This window comes from Haloferax prahovense (assembly GCF_000723845.1).
Lineage (GTDB): Archaea > Halobacteriota > Halobacteria > Halobacteriales > Haloferacaceae > Haloferax > Haloferax prahovense.
This window is the reverse complement of the sequence record NZ_LK053000.1, coordinates 1,578,544-1,592,698: the sequence shown is the minus strand read 5'-3', so window position 1 is coordinate 1,592,698 and position 14,155 is coordinate 1,578,544. Positions and strand designations below refer to the sequence as shown.

Annotated in this window: 15 protein-coding genes and 1 tRNA gene; 10 read left to right on the top strand and 6 right to left on the bottom strand. The window is 67.3% G+C overall.

What is annotated here, in order from left to right:
• Positions 1-34: 34 nt before the first annotated feature.
• Entirely contained in the window at positions 35-877 is an 843-nt protein-coding gene (locus BN984_RS07945; protein ID WP_004973663.1) for a polyprenyl synthetase family protein, read from the top strand.
• A 78-nt stretch (positions 878-955) separates the two neighbouring features.
• Here the strand turns inward: BN984_RS07945 and BN984_RS07940 are convergent, their stop codons facing one another.
• Together BN984_RS07940 and BN984_RS07935 are read right to left on the bottom strand one after the other, a co-directional pair.
• A complete protein-coding gene (locus BN984_RS07940) occupies positions 956-2,089 on the bottom strand; it encodes a DUF373 family protein (protein ID WP_004973664.1) in 1,134 nt (377 codons plus the stop codon).
• A 129-nt stretch (positions 2,090-2,218) separates the two neighbouring features.
• On the bottom strand, positions 2,219-4,108 hold the full coding sequence (locus BN984_RS07935; protein WP_049967996.1) for a PAS domain S-box protein: 1,890 nt from the start codon (positions 4,106-4,108) through the stop codon (positions 2,219-2,221).
• 107 nt (positions 4,109-4,215) lie between these two features.
• Here BN984_RS07935 and BN984_RS07930 point away from each other — a divergent pair, with 107 nt between their 5' ends.
• Positions 4,216-5,211, top strand: a complete 996-nt coding sequence (locus tag BN984_RS07930) for a radical SAM protein (RefSeq protein ID WP_049904989.1) — start codon at positions 4,216-4,218, stop codon at positions 5,209-5,211.
• A gap of 336 nt (positions 5,212-5,547) precedes the next feature.
• Here the strand turns inward: BN984_RS07930 and BN984_RS07925 are convergent, their stop codons facing one another.
• Entirely contained in the window at positions 5,548-6,237 is a 690-nt protein-coding gene (locus tag BN984_RS07925; protein ID WP_049967995.1) for a hypothetical protein, read from the bottom strand.
• 90 nt (positions 6,238-6,327) lie between these two features.
• On the opposite strand from BN984_RS07925, the gene BN984_RS07920 reads away from it, so the two are divergent.
• From BN984_RS07920 to BN984_RS07910, 3 genes are all read left to right on the top strand, one after another.
• Positions 6,328-6,810, top strand: coding sequence for a TRAM domain-containing protein (locus BN984_RS07920; protein ID WP_049967994.1), 483 nt, complete (start codon positions 6,328-6,330; stop codon positions 6,808-6,810).
• A gap of 76 nt (positions 6,811-6,886) precedes the next feature.
• Entirely contained in the window at positions 6,887-7,381 is a 495-nt protein-coding gene (locus BN984_RS07915) for a Tfx family DNA-binding protein (protein WP_008091405.1), read from the top strand.
• Positions 7,382-7,485: 104 nt separating this feature from the next.
• On the top strand, positions 7,486-8,271 hold the full coding sequence (locus BN984_RS07910) for an SDR family oxidoreductase (RefSeq protein WP_008091403.1): 786 nt from the start codon (positions 7,486-7,488) through the stop codon (positions 8,269-8,271).
• Between the two features lie 18 nt (positions 8,272-8,289).
• Here the strand turns inward: BN984_RS07910 and BN984_RS07905 are convergent, their stop codons facing one another.
• Together BN984_RS07905 and BN984_RS07900 are read right to left on the bottom strand one after the other, a co-directional pair.
• Positions 8,290-9,294, bottom strand: a complete 1,005-nt coding sequence (locus BN984_RS07905) for a mannose-1-phosphate guanylyltransferase (protein WP_008091401.1) — start codon at positions 9,292-9,294, stop codon at positions 8,290-8,292.
• Positions 9,295-9,348: 54 nt separating this feature from the next.
• Positions 9,349-9,630, bottom strand: a complete 282-nt coding sequence (locus BN984_RS07900) for a DUF7091 family protein (protein ID WP_008091399.1) — start codon at positions 9,628-9,630, stop codon at positions 9,349-9,351.
• Between the two features lie 171 nt (positions 9,631-9,801).
• Here BN984_RS07900 and BN984_RS07895 point away from each other — a divergent pair, with 171 nt between their 5' ends.
• From BN984_RS07895 to BN984_RS07885, 3 genes are all read left to right on the top strand, one after another.
• Positions 9,802-10,737: a replication factor A gene (locus BN984_RS07895; protein WP_004973680.1), complete on the top strand. Its 936-nt coding sequence runs from the start codon at positions 9,802-9,804 to the stop codon at positions 10,735-10,737.
• Complete coding sequence (locus BN984_RS07890; protein ID WP_004973682.1) at positions 10,738-11,328, top strand: RPA family protein; 591 nt, start codon at positions 10,738-10,740, stop codon at positions 11,326-11,328.
• Between the two features lie 189 nt (positions 11,329-11,517).
• Positions 11,518-11,931 carry a ribbon-helix-helix protein, CopG family gene (locus tag BN984_RS07885; RefSeq protein ID WP_004044633.1) on the top strand — a complete coding sequence of 138 codons (414 nt, stop codon included), beginning with the start codon at positions 11,518-11,520 and terminating at the stop codon, positions 11,929-11,931.
• 57 nt (positions 11,932-11,988) lie between these two features.
• On the opposite strand, the gene BN984_RS07880 is transcribed toward BN984_RS07885, so the two are convergent.
• Positions 11,989-12,450: a DUF5814 domain-containing protein gene (locus tag BN984_RS07880; protein WP_008091389.1), complete on the bottom strand. Its 462-nt coding sequence runs from the start codon at positions 12,448-12,450 to the stop codon at positions 11,989-11,991.
• A 150-nt stretch (positions 12,451-12,600) separates the two neighbouring features.
• Here BN984_RS07880 and BN984_RS07875 point away from each other — a divergent pair.
• Both BN984_RS07875 and BN984_RS07870 read left to right on the top strand, forming a co-directional pair.
• Positions 12,601-12,673 (top strand) — tRNA-His (locus tag BN984_RS07875).
• A gap of 688 nt (positions 12,674-13,361) precedes the next feature.
• A complete protein-coding gene (locus tag BN984_RS07870; protein ID WP_049967993.1) occupies positions 13,362-14,144 on the top strand; it encodes a competence/damage-inducible protein A in 783 nt (260 codons plus the stop codon).
• The last annotated feature ends 11 nt before the right edge of the window (positions 14,145-14,155 follow it).

Below are 14,155 nucleotides of genomic sequence, written 5' to 3'. Positions count from 1 at the left end.
TACGTACTTCCCTACCCAACCCTACGAACCGACAATGGAATACCTGGAGCGCCGGGTCACGATGGTAAACGACCGCCTCGAGGAGGTCGTCTCGGCGGTCGAGCCGTCGGAACTCGCCGACCAACTCGACCACGTCGCTCTCGCGGGGGGCAAGCGCGTCCGCCCCGCCGTGACCATCCTCGCCTGCGAGGCCGTCGGTGGCACCCCCGAGGACGCCGTCGACTTCGCGGTCGGCGTCGAACTCGTCCACAACGCCTCGCTCGTCGTCGACGACATCATCGACCGGTCCGACATCCGCCGCGGCACGCCCAGCGCGTGGGCCGAGTACGGCTACGGCCCGGCAATCATCGCCTCCGACGGCCTGCTCGGCGAGGCGTTCGCCCTCCTCTCGTCGTCCGACCGCGCCACCCGCATCGTCGCCGAATCGATGGTCGAACTCGGCGAGGGCGAGGCGACCGAACTCGTCGCGGTCCCGTCCAACGAAGCCGAGTACATGCAACTCGCCCACCGCAAGACGGGGGCGCTGTTCCGCGCCGCCGCCGAACTCGGCGCTGTCGCCGCCGGCGGCGACGCCCACGTCGTCGAGGCGTTCGGCGACTACGCGGCCCGCGTCGGCGTCGCCTTCCAGATTCGCGACGACGTGCTGGACGCCACGGCCGACGCCGAGGAACTCGGCAAGCCGACGGGACAGGACGCCGAGATGGGTCGGCCGTCGCTCGTACAGGTGACGGACCTGACCCCCGAGGAAGCGAACCGCCGGGCCCGACAGCAGGCCGACGAAGCGCTTTCGGCCCTCGACTCCTCGGGCGTCGAGGACTCTGAGCCGCTGGAGTATCTCCGCGACCTCGCGGAGTTCGTCATCGTCCGCGAGAGCTGACGAGGCGACTTCGAGTTCGGCACCGACGACGCTAAAAACCGACAGAAAGCGCCGAGCGGCGAGGCCGCCCGCGACTGATTACGCCGGTTGCTCGCCGTCGCCGTCCGAGCCGGTCGGATAGCGCGACTCCGCCACCGCGAACGTGAGCGTGCTCAGCACACCGAGGAGCGTGCCGACCGTGAGCGCGACGGCGAGGCCGGGGAGGTAGAACTTCTGGACACCGACGACGCCCTCGGGGAGGAAGAAGCCGGAGAGCGCGTAGAGCACGATGGCGATGGCGAACACGTAGAACGGCGCGTTGAGGTAGCGCCACTTGAACCGGTCGTGGAGGTACTCGTCTGTCACCTGCCCGAGGCTGCTCGTGATACCGGCGGCGGCGAACCACTCGACTGCGCCGTGGACGAGCGTCGCGAGGATGAGTCCCGGGGCGGGGTCGCCGCCGACGCTGTCGGAGACGGTTTCGAGGAGTTCGACCCCGCGGACGCCGCCGACGACGAGGAGCGCCGCGGCGGCGACGTAGGTGATGATGGTGACGCGACCGGCGTAGAGGACGTTTCGCGCCCGGTTGGCCGCCTCGTCGACGGCGGATTCGAGGCCGAGCCCGCGGAACAGCGTGTACAGGCCGAGGAGCGCCGAGATGAGGCCGAGAACGACCGCGCCGGGCACGTCGAAGAAGCTGGCGATGGTGACGAAGGGGTAGATGAGAAGCAGGATGCCGAGCGGGACGAGGATGGTCCCACGAGTCTCGGGGTCGGCGAGCACCTGCTTCATCGTGTAGTACATCGATTCGAGGTTCTGGGCCTGTCTGACGACGACCCGACGGACCCCGTCGATGGGGACGCGAGAGCGGATGACCGGCAGGACCGACTCGTCCTGTGCGCCGTCGGTGATGACGATGGCGTGGACGGGCTCGCCGGTCGAGAGGCTCGCGAGGACGGTGTCAATCTCGTCGCCGATGGCGCGGTTCGCTTTCACGTCGCTTCCTTCCAACCCGGTGACCGCCGCGACCTCGACCTCCTCGTCTTCCGATTCGAGGAGTTCGTCGTGGACCTGAATGCCCTGAAAGAGGACGTTCACGTCGGAGTCCTCCGGGTCCGCGGTGGCCAGCGCCACCGCGGCGTCCTCGACGCGCTGTCGGCCGACGACGGGCGTCGAGAGACCCGTCTTGCGGCCGAGGTCGTCGTCGAGGTCGACACAGAGGACCAAGAGCATCGTTGACTCCTATGCCACGGGGATATATCTGCTTTCGGGGGCGCGGCCGCGGTGGCGCGGTCGGTCGGTCTCGCGGAGCGGACGGGCGGTCGCCGGGGCGCGGTCGTCGTCCCCTTCGGTTCGCCCCGGTCAGTCGGTCGCGCCGGCCTCGCCGACGGGGTCGAAAAGCACCTCGAAGCGCGCCCCGGACCCGCCGTTGGCGACCCGAATTATCCAGCCGTGGGAGTCGACAATCTGCCGGACGATACCGAGTCCGAGGCCGTTTCCGTCGCCGTCTTTGGTGGAAAACCCAGAGTCGAAGACGTGGTCGCGAATCGACGCCGGGATGCCGGGCCCGTTGTCCTCGACGAAGAAGCCGCGGTGCGACGGGAGGGCACCGACGCGAATCACGAGCTCCGAGTCGTCGCTCGCGGTGGACGCGTCGTCACGGTCGCTTCGGCCGTGCTGGAGCGCGTTCCGAAACAGGTTCTCGAAGAGCCGCGTCGCCCGGCTCTCGTCGGCTTCGACCACCGGAAGTTCGCCGACCTCACAGCGCACGTGGCCGGCGTTCGGCGAGCACATCTCCCACGCGGTTGCCGCGGCGTCCGCCAGCGAGACTTCCTCCGCGTCGAGGACGGAACGCCCGTCGCGGGCGAGAGAGAGCACGTCTTCGACCACGTCGGTGATGCGCTGGTGGGCGCGCTCGACGTAGTCGAGGTGGCTGCCGTCGTCGAGTTCGCGAGCGAGTTCGAGCCGGCCCTGCGCGACCGACAACGGTCCGCGGATGTCGTGCGAGAGGACGCGGGCGAAGGCGTCGAGCCGGGCGATCTGCTGGGCGAGTTCGCGCTCGTGGCTGATGCGCTCCGTCAGGTCGGACATCACGCCGAGGATGTTTGTCACGTCGCCGTTCTCGTCGAGGAGCGGGACCGCGCGGGCGTTCGCCCAACGGATGGTTTCGCTCCCCTCGGGGATGAACCGGAACTCGAACTCGTACTGCTCGTCGACGGCACCGTCTCGGATGTCGACGAACATCTCGTCGATGGCTCGCCGCAGTTGGTCGCGGTCGTCGACGTGGACGAGTTCGAGGAACGAATGCGGGTTCTCGTAGAGGAGCGACACGTCTCGCCCCCAGACGCTCTCGAACTGGTCGTTGATGTAGACGACGTCGAGCTCGGTCGGCTCCGAGATGAACACCATGTCCGGGAGCGACGAGATGATCTGTCTGGTGAGGCGCTCGGAGCGCCTGAGGAGCCGTTCGGACTCCAGCCGGGCCGTGACGTCCATGGCGGTGCCGACGACGACCGGCTCACCGTCGACAGCCGCCCGCTGGCCGGTGATTTCCAGCGTGGTCAACTCGCCGGTGCGGTCGCTGACGCGGACGGTGTACGACATCGATTCGACGCTGCCGTGGTCTCTGTTTCTCAGGCTCTCGTCGACGATGGCGCGGTCCTCCTCGACGATGAAGTCGGTGATGGGACGACCGACCACCTCGTCGGTGTCGTAGCCGAGCAGGTTCGAGAGGTACTCGTTGACGAACTCGATTCGGCCGTCGCGTATCACGTACAGGCCGACGAGCGACTGCTCGGCGATGACCCGGAGCCACGCGTACAGCTCGTCGAGTTCGGCCGACTGGCGAGCCGCGACGACCGCGTTCGAGATACGGTGGGCGAGTACCGCGAGCTTCACGTCGGTCGATCGCTTGTCCACCACGTCGGCGACGCCGGCGGCGAACGCCTCGTGGACCACGTCCTCGGAGTCGAGTCGGGTGAACAGAATCACCGGCGGCGGGTTCGGCGACTCGCGGACGCGAAGGAGCGTGTCGAGACCGGCGGTGCCGTCGAACTCGAACTCGGTGACGATACAGTCGAACGGCGACTCGGCGTGCGCGTCGAGCGCCGCGGTCGGGTCGTCGACCGCCGCGACGTCGAGACTGTCGCATCCGTCGAGTACCGAAACCGTGTCTGCCGCGGTCTCGGGGTCGTCGTCGACGATGAGGACCCGGACCTGACCCTCAGCACGGACGACGGAACCGAGAGACATGCTGTATTGTCAGTCATATACAACAATAACCCTACCGGCGAGGGAGAAGGTTCCAGGGCAAAGTCGGACGCCTTTTGACGATGCGCCAAGTACGGTTCCGTAATCGAATGATCTCGAAGGGATGCGAACAGTGCGCCATGGGCGGTAAGATGGTGCTGTTCGTCTACGGGTACTGCGACCAGCGCGATTGTTTCTACTGCCCGCTCGGCGAGAATCGCAAGAACGTCACCGACGTGTATGCCAACGAGCGGAAAGTCGAGTCCGACGCGGACGTCATCGAGGAGGCGAAACGCATGGACGCGCTCGGCTCGTCCATCACCGGCGGCGAACCCCAGGAGGCGCTCGACAAGACCTGCCGCTACATCTCGCTTCTCAAAGACGAGTTCGGCGAGGACCACCACATCCACCTCTATACGGGTATCACGGGCGGCCGCGAGAACATGCGGCGCCTCGCCGAGGCCGGCCTCGATGAGATTCGCTTCCACCCGCCGCTCGAACTCTGGGGCGACATGCACGGCACCGAGTGGGAGGATATCCTCTACATCGCCCGCGAGGAGGGCCTCACCCCGGCGTTCGAGATTCCGGGCATCCGCGCGGAACGGGAGTTCCTCGACTTCCTCGACGAGGGGGCCGCGGAGTTCTGCAACATCAACGAGTTCGAGATGTCCGACGGTAACTACCGCCGGATGCAGGAGAAGGGCTACGAACTGCAGGACGGTCACATGTCGGCGGTCGACGGCTCGAAGGAGGCCATCCTCGACGAGATGGGCGACCACGAGCGCGTCTACTTCTGTACCTCCGTGTTCAAGGACGCCGCCCAGCACCGAAACCGCCTGAAGCGCATGGCCCGCAACCTCCGCCGGCCGTTCGACGAGGTGACGGACGACGGCACGCTCGTCTACGGCAAGACCTACACGCCCGCCGAGCGCTTCATCGAACTCGGCGTCCCCGACGAGTTCTACAGCATCAAGTCGAACCACGTCGAGGTCGCGTGGTGGCTCCTCGAAGAGATGATAGAAGACGGCGACGTGGACGACGGCGAAATCGTCGAGCAGTACCCGACCTACGACGGGACGGTCGTCGAGCGGACGCCGCTGGCCTGAGTGTCACCGTTTTTGGTCCAGATTTTTGCGGAGTGAGCGTGAGCGAACTCCGGAAAAAGGTGGGACTGGGACGGTCGTCGAGCGGACGCCGCTGGCCTGAGTGTCACCGTTTTTGGTCCAGATTTTTGCGGAGTGAGCGTGAGCGAACTCCGGAAAAAGGTGGGACTGGGACGGTCGTCGAGCGGACGCCACTGGCCTGAGTGTCACCGTTTTTGGTCCAGATTTTTGCGGAGTGAGCGTGAGCGAACTCCGGAAAAAGGTGGGACCGGGACGGTCGTCGAGCGGACGCCGCTGGCCTGAGTTTCCCTCTGTTTCCTCCGAACTGTCACGGTGCCATCACGACCGAAAGCGGTGGTGCCGCCGCGTCCGGGTTCTCGTGAGCGCGACGAACAGACTCGGCGTGAGCGCGAGCGCCGCGGCCGCGGCCGTCGTCGGTCCGAGCGGGAGACGCATCGCGACGCCGGCACCCGCGACCGATACGCCGACGAGCGCGCCTGAGGCGATACCGACGCGCTGTTGACGGTGCGTCGGCCGGAACCCGCGGGCGTCGGCATAGAGCGCTCCCGAAAGCCCGAGGACGAACCCGAGGAGCGCGCTCACCGTCCCGAGGCGGGGCGCGACCGCGAGGAACGCCGTGCCGACGACCGCACAACAGACGAGCGACTGGACCGGGGAAAGGGGGTTCACGTCCGCGCCGAACCGGACCGCGTAGGCGACGGGCGGAAGTGAGACCACCACCGCGGCGAACACGCCATCGAGCGGTTCGACCGTCGCCCGTTCGAGGACGGCCGTCGTCGCGGTCAACAGCCCGATGGCCGCGCCGAGGCCGAGGACGACTCGCGGAGGGAGCGCCTCGGAGGGGTCGTCAGACCGGAGGACGCCGAAGGCGGCGAAGGGGTAGCAGACGACGGCACCGAAGAGGAGCGGGCGAAACAGCGTCCCCGAGAGGACCGCCGCGGAGACGGTCGCAGACAGGCCGAGGAAGACGCCGATGAGGAGTGCGAACTCGGGGACGCGTTCTGCCATACCGCGGGGTTCGGGCGAGCGACGGAAAGCGTTTCGGCGGGCGGCGGGCTACCCGCAAGCGTTTAGAGTGCCCCTAGTGTACCTCCCCGCATGTCCGACTGTCCACTCGCGGACGACTGCCCGAGCTTCTCAGAACGAATCGCGGGCATGGGGTGCCAGTACTACGGCGACCGGGGCGGCGCGGAGTGGTGCGACCACTACGAGCGCCCCATCTACGAGCTCAAACAGCAGCCCGTCAAGCCGGGCGAGGAGGTCATCGTCACCGTCGAGGACATCCACGAGAGCGGTGCCGGAGTCGGTCGGACCGAAGACGGCTTCATCGTCTTCGTCGACGGACTGCTGCCGGATGCGCGCGCCATCGTCCGCATCGACCGGGTGAAGGGGAGCCACGCCCGCGCGAAGAAAATCGTTGAGCGCCTGCCGCTGGACCCCGAAGCCGAGGGGGACGAGGCGGGCGAGACGAGCGGGACAGCTGAGTCAACCGGTGCGGACGCCAAATCGAAGGGAAGCGGTCGCGACGGCCCGAAGCGCCCCGAGGCGCTCGGGAGCCGAGACAACTTCTGGGGCGAATAACGCCGACTCGTCGGCGGCGTCCCGTGGACAGTCAGCCTGCTGTATCTTTTTTCACCCCCGAGACCTACCCCGTGGTATGAGCGACGCCGGACGCGACGACGAGACGGTCCCCGACGTAGACGAACTCCTCGATAGAGCCGGGTTCGACCCGGAGACGAGCGTCCTCACCCGGAGGCAAGCGGAGGTGCTCGCGCTGCGCGAGCGGGACGTCCGCCAGTCGACTATCGCCGACTCCCTCGGCACCTCGCGGGCGAACGTCTCCAGTATCGAAGCCAGCGCCCGCGCCAACGTCGAGAAGGCCCGCGAGACGGTGACGTTCGTCGACGCGCTCACCGCGCCGGTCCGCGTGGAGGTCCCCGCCGGAAGCGACCTCTACGACGTGCCCAAGCAGGTGTACGACGCCTGCGACGAGGCGGGCGTGAAGGTGAACCAGACCGCGCCGGACCTGATGAAAATCGTCTCCGACGCGGCCGGCGACGCGGTCGAGGGGCGGGAAATCAAAGAACAGCTGTTCGTCGGGGTCACGAGCGACGGGCGCGTCCGGGTCCGTCGGCACGCTGACGGAATCTGACCGCGCGCCCGCGCTGGAATCGCTCTCACAGCCGGCGACCTCGGTTCACCCCACGACGTGCCGCGAGGCCCACGCTTTTGCTCGCGGCGGTCGTCAGCCCGCGCATGGAACTCGGACTCGACGGCGACACGGTCGTCGTCACGGCGAGTTCGGCCGGCCTCGGGCGCGCGAGCGCCGCGGCGCTGGCCGACGAAGGAGCGAACGTCGTCGTCTGCGGGCGCGACCCCGAGCGCCTCGCGGCGACCGAATCGGAACTGAGTGACCTCGACGGCGACGTGCTCGGCGTCGAGACCGACATCACGAGCAAACGGGAGGTCGAGTCGCTGGTCGAGGCGGCCGTCGAGGAGTTCGGCGGCGTCGACCACGTCGTCACCTCGGCCGGGGGCGTGCCCCCGGGCGGGTTCGCCGACCTGACCGAACAGGAGTGGTACGGCGCGTTCGACATGCTCGTCATGAGCGCCGTCTGGACCGTCCGGGCGGCCCGGCCGCACCTCGAAGCGAGCGACGCGGGGACGATTACCTGCATCACCTCCACGTCGGTCAGGGAGGTCATCGACGACCTCATCCTCTCGAACGCGGTCCGCCGCGGCGTCATCGGCCTCGTGAAGTCGCTGTCGCGCGAACTCGCGCCGGGCGTGCGGGTGAACGCGGTGCTGCCGGGCGCACACGAGACGAGTCGCATCGAGGAACTGGTCGAGGCGGCCGTCGAGCGCGGCGACCACGAGACCTACGAGGAGGGTCTCGACTCGTGGTCCGACGGGATTCCGCTGGGTCGCGTCGGCGACCCGCGCGAACTCGGCGACGTGGTCGCGTTCCTCGCCAGCGACCGCGCGAGCTTCGTCACCGGGGCGTGCGTGCCGGTCGACGGCGGGCGACTGCGGAGCGCCTGACGCGGCGCTCGACCCGTCTCAGAACGCGTCGCGGTCGCGGAGGATAGAGACCGCGTCGCGCACTTTCTGCGCTTGTTCTTTCGGCACGACGAGCACGCGGTCGCCCCACGCGACGACCGCGAGGTCGGAGACGCCGACGAGCGAGACGTTCGCGCCGTCGGTGGCGACGACGTTGTCCGCGGCATCGACGAACACCGGGTCGTCACCGAGCGCGACGTTGCCGTCTTCGTCGGCGTCGACGATTCGTTCGAGGGCGTCCCACGAGCCGAGGTCGTCCCACTCGAAGTGGACCGGCACGACCGCCGCGTCCGCGGCGCGTTCCATCACCGCGTAGTCGATGCTGACGCCCTCGACCGCCTCGAAGCCGGCGTCGGTGTCGCCGTCGTCGAGGGCGTCGAGGAGGGGCGCGAGCGGCGAGTCGCGGACGGCGGCAAACAGCGCGTCGGGCGTCCACGCGAACATCCCGGCGTTCCAGAGGTAGCCCTCGTCGACGTAGCGGGCGGCCGTCTCGGCGTCCGGTTTCTCGTGGAACGCGGCGAGGTCGCGGTAGTCGCCGCGGTCCGCGCCGGGTTCGATGTAGCCGTAGCCGGTGTCTGGACGGGTCGGGTCGACGCCGAAGGCGACGAGCGCACCGGTGTCGGCGGCGACGCGCGCGCCGCGGGTCATCGCCTCGGCGAAGCCGTCGCCGACGTGGTGGTCGCTCGGCAGGACGACGACGACCGGGTCGTCGTACAACTCGGCGATTCGGTGGGTCGCGTAGACGAGCGCCGGGCCGGTGTCCTTGGCCGCGGGCTCGACCACGACCTCGGCGTCGGGCGCGTGGTCGGGGATGTCGTCCGCGAACGCGGGCCGCGTCGAGACGACGACGTGGTCGGCGAAGTCGGCGCGGGCGACGGTCTCGGTGAGGAGGGAGCGGTCGCCGCCGAGCGGGAGGAACTGTTTGGGCCGGTCGCTCCGGCTCGCGGGGTACAGGCGGGTGCCGGTGCCGCCGGCGAGGACGAGCGCGACGAGTGGTCGGTCCATGTCGGAGGGTGGCGCTACAGCCTCAAAACCGTACCACGTCTCCAACCACGTCGCCTACCACGTCTCGACCATCCCCTCGCGAATGTCCTCGACACAGCCCTGACAGTCGGGGTGGTCGGGGTCGAAGCAGGCGGGACGACCCTTCGCGTCGACGGCGACGGCGCGGCGCTCGGCGTGGCGGCGGCAGACGATTTTCGCGCGACCCTCGGCGTCCCGCGGGAGGGAGTGCGTCGGAGACGGGTCCCGACCGTCTCGATAGGCGCGTTTGGCCTCTTCGTAGCGCTTGCCGGCGGTGCGGGCGGCGCTGCGGATGATGCTTTCGAGGCGGTCGTCCATGCTGTCGAGTGCGTGCCCCGAGGCTATCAATTCCTCGCTCGGTGCGGCGGTTCTGGCGCGCTCTCGGCCGCGACGTTCACTTTCACTGCGCCGTTTGCAACTTTTTATATGAGTACGCATCCAAGGTCAGTATGCCTCCCAATGGAAACCAAGGTGGAGGCGAGGTAGACCATGACTGATTTGCGAACCCATGCGGCTGAGATAGCCGACCAGTTCTCGGACCACCTAGACGTGTCCGCGGACGAAGTCGAAGAACGATTAGAGAGCCTCGTCACCGAGTACCGCGTCCCCGTCGACGAAGCGCGGCGGAGCGTCGTCAACAGTTACCTCGACGAGGCCGGTATCGAGCGCGACGAGCTCGCCGGCGGCTCCGGCGGAAACGAACAGACCCTGCTCAACGACATCGACGAAGACGAGCAGTGGGTCGACGTGCGCGCGAAGGTCGTCGAACTCTGGGAACCCCGGAGCGAGTCCATCGCGCAGGTCGGCCTGCTCGGCGACGACTCCGGGCGGATGAAGTTCGTCTCGTTCACCACGTCCGAACTCCCCGAACTCGAAGAAGGGAAATCGTACGCGCTCGGCAACGTCGTCACCGACGAGTACCAGGGCAACTTCTCCGTGAAGCTCAACCGGACGACGAGCATCACCGAACTCGACGAGGAGATCGAAGTCGGCGACGACTCGACCAGCGTCGAGGGCGCGCTCGTGGACATCCAGTCCGGGAGCGGCCTCATCAAGCGCTGTCCCGAGGAGGGCTGCACGCGCGTCCTCCAGAACGGGCGCTGTTCCGAACACGGCAGCGTCGAAGGCGAGTTCGACCTCCGCATCAAGGCCGTCGTCGACGACGGCGACGAGGTCCACGAAGTCATCTTCAACCGTGAGATGACCGAGGAGTTGACCGGTATCGAACTGGACGAGGCGAAGCAGATGGCCATGGACGCCCTCGACACCACCATCGTCGAAGAGGAGATGCGCGGTGACCTCGTGGGGTTCTACTACCGCGTCACCGGCCCGACGCTGGGTCGGTACGTGCTCGCCAACGAAGTCGAGCGGCTGAGCGAGCCAGCGGACGCAGAAGAACTGCTCATCAAAGCGAGGTCGATGTAAATGAGTTCCAACGAAATCCCCACCCGAGAGGTCGCCCGGCGCGTCTTCGCACAGGAGTTCAACGACGCCGGTTACACGTTCAAGGAGTCCGACGACGAGCGCGCGCCCGTCTACCTGCTGCTTCCGACGGGAGAGAGCGCGAACCGCGTCTTCCTCGTCGGCACGCTGACCGAGAAGGAAGACGTCGGCGAGGACAACGAGTACTGGCGGGGTCGCATCGTCGACCCGACGGGGACGTTCTTCGTCTACGCCGGCCAGTACCAGCCCGAGGCCGCCAGCGCGCTGCGCGACCTCGACGCGCCCGCCTACGTCGCGGTCGTCGGCAAGCCGCGGACGTACGAGACCGACGACGGCAGCATCAACGTCTCCGTCCGCCCCGAGTCCATCACCGAGGTCGACGCGGCCACGCGCGACCGCTGGGTGACCGAGACCGCGGACAAGACGCTCGACCGCATCGCGGCGTTCGACGACGAGGGCAACGAGTACGCGCGGATGGCCCGCGAGCACTACGACCTCGACCCCGAGGAGTACAAGCGCGCCGCCATCGCCGCGCTCGAAAGCCTCGAACAGGCCGACGAGCTGAGCGCGTAAGCGAACGCCCCGGCCGCGACCCGGCGCGTCAGCGGGACGCGCACCGGTCGCCGAACCCACCGAACGTATCCAACCCCGACTGACGGCCGATTTCCACCGTCACACGCCCCGTTTTGCGACGAATCGCGACGCCCGAGACCCCTCGTCTGACGAACCATTAAGTGGCCTCACCACGGACCGACGAATATCATGGGCAACAAGAACAAGACCATCTCGTTTCGCGTCAACGAAGACGCGTTCGAGACCCTTCGGGAGATAGCCGAAGAGCGGGACATCTCCCTGTCCGCCGTCTTCCGCGACTACGTGGACACGTTAGTTGCCCACGACGGTCAGGTGCAGGTCGTCCCCAAGCACGAACTGGAGAAGTTGCGCGAGGGCGAAGACGAGTCGTTCCCCCCGACCGTCGAGGTTCCCAAGAGCTTCATCCGCGAGCACGAGCGCCTCGAACTGGAGGCCGAACACCTCCGCGAGCAGCTCGAAGAGCACAAGGGCTACGTGAACTACCTGCGCGAGCAGGTCGAAAACGACCACGACGACGTCGAAGAGGTCATCCAACTGGAGGACCTCGACACGGGCGACGAGCCGTCGTTCCGCCTCGGCTAAGCCGGCCGACCGCCGGCGCTCTCTGCGCTGTTGTCGATTCGCGGTAGCGGGTCCGATTCAGCGAGGACCGACGAGGTCCTGCTTCGCCCGCCGCGCGTCGTCCTGCATCTCTCTGTCTCCTTCCACGTCCGCGAGCGCCTCGACCGATTCGAGCGTCCGGACCGCGTCGTCGAGGAACGAGAGCACGTCGCCGGGGTAGGCGTACACCATGTAGTCGTCGCTCATCACGTCCACGATGGCGTCGGGCCCGAGCCCCTGCGCGCGGAGTTCGAGCAGGTACTCGATGAACTGGCGTTCGGGGTAGCCGGTGTAGATGTCGTCCGAATTTTCGCAGTCGAGGAAGTCCTGCGCGAAGTCGAGCAGGCGGTCGCGGGTGGCGTCGTCCACCTTGGCGAGCCCCTCGCCGGAGTAGAGGATTTCGAGGGTCGCACCGCTGAAGACGCGCTTGGGGATGTTCGTATCCAGTTGCGAGACGATCTGGCGGTGATTTTTGAGATAGATCTTGTCCGTGATAGCCACTGCTACCCGCGACTTCGGGCCTCCGCGGCAAAAGCGTCCCGCTCGCCGGCGCGGCGTCGTCGACGTGGGTGAGCTCTGTTACGTACTGTCATTCCGGGACCGTAGCGTAACGTATTTTAGTCGTAGCGGATTAGGAAGGATTGCAGCGTGTCCGGGTTGGGGTAGTGGACTATCCTTCAGCCTTGTGGAGGCTGAGACGCGGGTTCAATTCTCGCACCTGGACCTCTTCTCTAAATTTCGACCGGTGAGCACCGCGTCGCGTGTGCGAGCCCGTCTCGAAATTTACGGTGAGGTATGGCTGCGAGATTGAACCAGTGAGCAACTTGTCGCGAACGAGGTTCAATTCTCGCACCTAGACCTTCTTCACATTCTCACTCTTTCGAGCGTGTGCTCGCGTCAGCGAGCACCGCGAGAACTCACGAGAATGTGCGAAGTCGAACCGAGAGAATTGAACCAGAGAGCGAAGTGAGCGAGAGCGAACGAAGCGACCGAGGTTCACGCGAGTGAAACGAGCGTGAATACGTGAGGTGGAGCCTCACGGCGTTCAATTCTCGCACCAAGACTGACAACACCCCCGATTGGGACTCCCACCAGACCCAAGTGTGTCATGAACAAACATACCACGTGGGATGAGAACCCAACTCCGCGCGGACAACTCGGTGTTCGACCGCATCCGCGACGCGATACTCAACCGCGGCGACCCGGAGGACAACGAAGCGCCCGTCGGCCCAACGGTACCGACGGGCTGACCAGCCGGTTCCGCAGGTCGCCGACGGTCCACCTCGCTTTTCCGCGCTCGAACTACCGAGCGCGAGCCGCCACGAACCGTCGATAGCGCGGCCGTCGCCGACAACCCGAAGGGAACGCCGGAAACGAGCACGTCTTTCTATCGGGGGTCCTACGACCCGGCCATGCAGGCCGCCATCCTCACCGTCGGCAACGAACTGCTCGCGGGGGACATCGAGAACACGAACGCGACGTGGTTGGCCCGGCGACTCACCGAGGGCGGGGCGACGGTGGCGCGGATTCAGACGGTCCCCGACGACCACGAGGTCATCGCCGAGACGGTCGCCGACTGGGCGGCCGCCTTCGACGCAGTCCTCGTCACCGGCGGCCTCGGCGGGACGCCGGACGACATCACGATGGAGGCCGTCGCCGCCGGCCTCGACCGGGCGTTCGTCGTCAACGACGAGGCCGAAACGCAGGTCGAATCGACCATCGCGGCGATTCTCGAACGCCGGCCGGACATCGACTTCGACCTCGAACCGGAGTGGTACGCGTCGATGCCCGCCGACGCCGAGGTGCTCCGGAACGAGGAGGGCCTCGCACCCGGCTGTCGAGCGGGGAACGTCTACGTCCTGCCGGGCATCCCCGACGAGATGAAGCCGATGTTCGAGGGCATCGCCGAGCGGTTCGCGGGCGACGTGGAGTCGCGGGAGTGCTACGCCGACGCGCCGGAGGGGGCCGTCGCCCGCGAACTCGGCGGCGTCGCCGAGCGCTTCGGCGTGGGCGTCGGAAGTTACCCCAACAGCGGCGGGCCGACCCGAATCAAACTCACCGGCGGCGACCCGGCGGTGCTCGACGAGGCCGTGGCGTGGTTCCGGGCGAACGCGACGGTCGACCTCTACGATAGCGAGGCGGCAGTGACGGCGGCGCGCGAGGAGAGAGCGGGGAGCGACGCTCCCGAGAACTGAGAGCCGGTCGG